This window comes from Polaromonas sp. (genome assembly GCF_049790275.1).
Classification (GTDB): Bacteria; Pseudomonadota; Gammaproteobacteria; order Burkholderiales; family Burkholderiaceae_C; genus Polaromonas.
Genome location: NZ_JBAQYR010000094.1, coordinates 1 through 3,596 on the forward strand (window position 1 = coordinate 1; position 3,596 = coordinate 3,596).

At 64.4% G+C, this 3,596-nt stretch carries 4 protein-coding genes; 3 read left to right on the forward strand and 1 reads right to left on the reverse strand.

Annotated elements, in window-relative coordinates:
* Nucleotides 1-519: TOBE domain-containing protein (locus WA904_RS12760; protein WP_425197500.1), on the forward strand; the 519-nt coding region annotated here is incomplete at its 5' end.
* A gap of 15 nt (nt 520-534) precedes the next feature.
* Here WA904_RS12760 and WA904_RS12765 read toward each other — a convergent pair.
* The gene (locus tag WA904_RS12765; RefSeq protein WP_425197501.1) at nt 535-1,440 is read right to left on the reverse strand and encodes an AEC family transporter; all 906 of its coding nucleotides are present in this window, start codon (nt 1,438-1,440) and stop codon (nt 535-537) included.
* A gap of 112 nt (nt 1,441-1,552) precedes the next feature.
* Here WA904_RS12765 and WA904_RS12770 point away from each other — a divergent pair, with 112 nt between their 5' ends.
* Both WA904_RS12770 and xerD read left to right on the forward strand, forming a co-directional pair.
* Nucleotides 1,553-2,527, forward strand: coding sequence for a tripartite tricarboxylate transporter substrate binding protein BugE (locus tag WA904_RS12770; RefSeq protein WP_425197502.1), 975 nt, complete (start codon nt 1,553-1,555; stop codon nt 2,525-2,527).
* Nucleotides 2,528-2,652: 125 nt separating this feature from the next.
* Entirely contained in the window at nt 2,653-3,555 is a 903-nt protein-coding gene (gene xerD, locus WA904_RS12775) for a site-specific tyrosine recombinase XerD (protein ID WP_425197503.1), read from the forward strand.
* Nucleotides 3,556-3,596 lie beyond the last annotated feature (41 nt).

The window sequence follows — 3,596 nt, forward strand, 5'->3', positions numbered from 1 at the left end:
CTGCTGCTGGCCTCGGACGAACTGGCGCTGGCGCGCGCCGAGGTGCTGGCGCGTCTGGCCGGCAAGGGGACTCGGCTGCCCGGCCCGTCATCCCTGGCAGCGCTGGGTTTGCGCACCAGCATGCGTAACCAGTTTCCCTGCATGGTCAAGGGCCTGCGCGCACAGGGGCAGGCGGTGCGTGTGCAACTGGTGCTGAGCGGCGGGATGCTGCTCTATTCGCGTATCACGCGGGAGAGTGCGCAGCTGCTGGCCTTGCGCGCGGGCCGGCAGGTTCTGGCCTTGTGCAAGGCGACTGCCGTGAAGGTATCGGCTGAGGCTTTGCCCGGCGAAGGCATCAACCTGCTGCAGGGGCGCGCAACACGTGTCTCGCATGCCGCCGGTGGTGGCGAAGTGGCGCTGGCGCTCGACGGGGGCCTGCAACTGGTCGGTTTTGCCGGCCCCGACCATGGGCTGAAGATGCGCAGCCCGGCCATGGCCAGCGTGGATGAGTCCGCCGTGGTGATCGCGGTTGCCCCGTAGCCTGGCGCAACTTCGCTAACGCAGCACGCCCAGCGCAAACGGCAGGCTGAACATGCCGAGCAGGGTGGACAAGGTGACCAGGCCGGCCACATAGGCGCCGTCGTAACCCATGCGCGCCGCCAGCACATAACAGCTCGATGCGGTGGGCAGGGCTGAAAAGGCCAGCAGCACGGTGGTTTGAACCGGGGACAGGCGAAACACCCAGGACAGGCCCCAGGCGATCAGGGGGATCAGGAGGTGGCGTATGGCCAGCAGCGCCACCGCCAGGGTTTTGGCCCGGGCCAGTTTGCCGAATTGCATGCCCGCGCCGGCCGCCATCAGGCCCAGCGCCAGGGACGCCGCGCCTATGCGGTTCAGGGTGGGGTCCATCCAGACCGGGATCTGCAAGCCCAGCAGGTTGGCCGCCAGGCCGCTGGCGGTCGCGATGATCAGGGGGTTGCGCACCAGCGCGCCCAAGAAGCCGCTGTTGGCATGACGCGCCATGGGCCAGACCGCACCGACGTTGAACAGCGGCACGCAGACACCGATCAGCACCGCAATCAGCAGCAGGCCCTCGGCGCCAGCCAGCCGTTCGGCCAGCGCCAGCGCGATGAAAGAGTTGAAGCGAAAAGCGACTTGCGCACTGCCGGCGTGCTCGCGCCTGTCAATGTGGGCACCAATCCAGGGCAAATGGGGCAGCGAATAAGCCAGGGCAATGCCGAGCACACCCATGAGCAATCCGGCGGCGATCAGGCTGGAGGCTGCGCCCAGGTCGAGCGGGCTTTTGACGATGGACTGGAACAGCAGCACCGGAAACAGGAAGTAATACACCAGGCTTTCCACCTGTTGCCAGACGGTGCGGTTCAGGGCGGTGTAACGGCAGACCAGGTAGCCACAGAGAATCAGGGAAAAATCGGGGAAAAGCAGTTGCGCGTAGTTCACCCCAGCGAGAATAACCGCAAAGACTAGGGATTGCCCTTATGCGTTATCCACAAGAGGCAGGCGCGAAGCTTGCGTTTACGATAGCCACTGTTATTTTTTCAAGGAATCCGTTATGCAACGCCGTCATCTGCTCACCCTCTCCACGCTCACGCTGGCCATCGCGACCGCGGGTTCAGCGTTTGCCCAGGCTTATCCGAACAAGGTCGTCAAGCTGCAAGTGCCGTTTGCGCCCGGCGGCACCACCGACATCGTTGCCCGCGTGATTGCCGAGCCGCTGGGCAAGGCGCTCGGCCAGAACGTGATCGTCGAGAACAAGGCGGGTGGCGGCGGTGTGGTCGGTGCGCTGGAAACTGCCCGCGCAACACCGGACGGGTATTCGCTTGGCATGGCCACTGTGTCCACCACGGCGGCCAATCCGGCCATCAATCCAAAAATTCCGTACAACCCCGCCACCGATTTCACGCCGATCATCAACATCGCGGCCACGCCCAACATCATCGCGGTACACCCGAGCTTTCCAGCACGCAACTACAAGGAGTTCATTGCCGAGCTCAAGAAAAATCCCGGCAAGTATTCCTATTCGTCCTCGGGCACGGGTGGTATTGGGCACCTTCAGACCGAGCTGTTCAAAAACCTGAGCGGCACCTTTATCACCCACATTCCTTACCGCGGCGCCGGCCCGGCCCTGAACGACACGGTGGCCGGTCAGGTCCAGATCATTTTTGACAACATCCCCTCGGCGCTGCCTTTCATCCAGCAAAAACGCCTGATCCCCATCGTGGTGGCCGCTCCGACACGGCTGGCCGTGCTGCCTGACGTGCCAACCTTCAAGGAAGTCGGTCTGGAGCCGGTGAACCGCATGGCCTACTACGGCATCATGGGTCCCAAGGGCCTGCCGAAGGACGTGGTCGCCAAGGTCAGTGCGGCCGCGCTCAAAGCCCTGCAGGACCCGGCAGTGCGCAAACGCATTGAAGACACCGGCTCCATCATCGTCGGCAACACGCCCGAGCAGTTCACCGCGCAGATGAAGGCCGAGTACGAGGTGTATAAAAAGGTCGTCACTAGCGCCGGGCTCAAGCTCGACTGAGCCGGAGCGGGCCCTGGGCTCGCGCCGCAACGTACGCCCCGCAGGCTGCACGCCTGGCGGGGTGTTTTTTTTGCGGGCTGCCCGGCGGGCGCAGCCGCTTCTTTCGCATTTGTTATCGTCCCGGTATGAATCCCCAGAGCCAGTCCAGCATTGATGCCTTTGTCGACGCCTTGTGGCTGGAAGACGGCCTGTCAAAAAACACGCTGGCAGCCTACCGGCGCGATCTCTCGCTGTATGCCGTCTGGCTGGGCGCGAAAGAGCAGGGCGGCCGCTCGCTGGATGAAACGCTGGAAAGCGACATCCATGGGTATTTCGCGGCGCGCCACAGCGCCACCAAGGCCACCTCGGCCAACCGCCGGCTGACGGTGTTCAAACGCTACTTCCATTGGGCCTTGCGCGAACGTCTGATCACGGCCGACCCCACGCTCAAGCTGCAGTCGGCCAAACAGGCCTTGCGCGTGCCCAAGCTGATGTCGGAAGCCCAGGTGGAGGCGCTGCTGGCGGCGCCCGATGGCGATACGCCGCTCGGGCTGCGTGACCGCGCCATGCTGGAGCTGATGTATGCCAGCGGCCTGCGTGTGAGCGAGCTGGTCGGGCTCAAGACCTTTCACACCAGCATGAACGAGGGCGTGCTGCGGGTCATGGGCAAGGGCAGCAAGGAGCGCCTCGTGCCCTTCGGCCAGGTGGCTCGGCAGGCGATCGAGCGCTACCTCGCCGAAGCACGTCACGAGATTCTCGGCGGGCAGCAGACCGACGACCTGTTTGTCACCGGCCGCGGCAGCGGCATGAGCCGTGTGATGTTCTGGATGCTGGTGAAGAAATACGCGCTACGTGCAGGTATCCATTCGCCGCTGTCGCCGCACACCTTGCGCCATGCCTTTGCCACCCACCTGCTCAACCATGGCGCCGACCTGCGCGCGGTGCAGATGCTGCTGGGCCACGCCGATATTTCGACGACGACCATCTACACGCATGTCGCGCGCGAGCGTCTACGGGCGCTGCATGCGCAGCATCACCCGAGGGGATAGAGCCCCCACGGTCGCTCACTGCGTGTAGCTCCCTGCCCCCC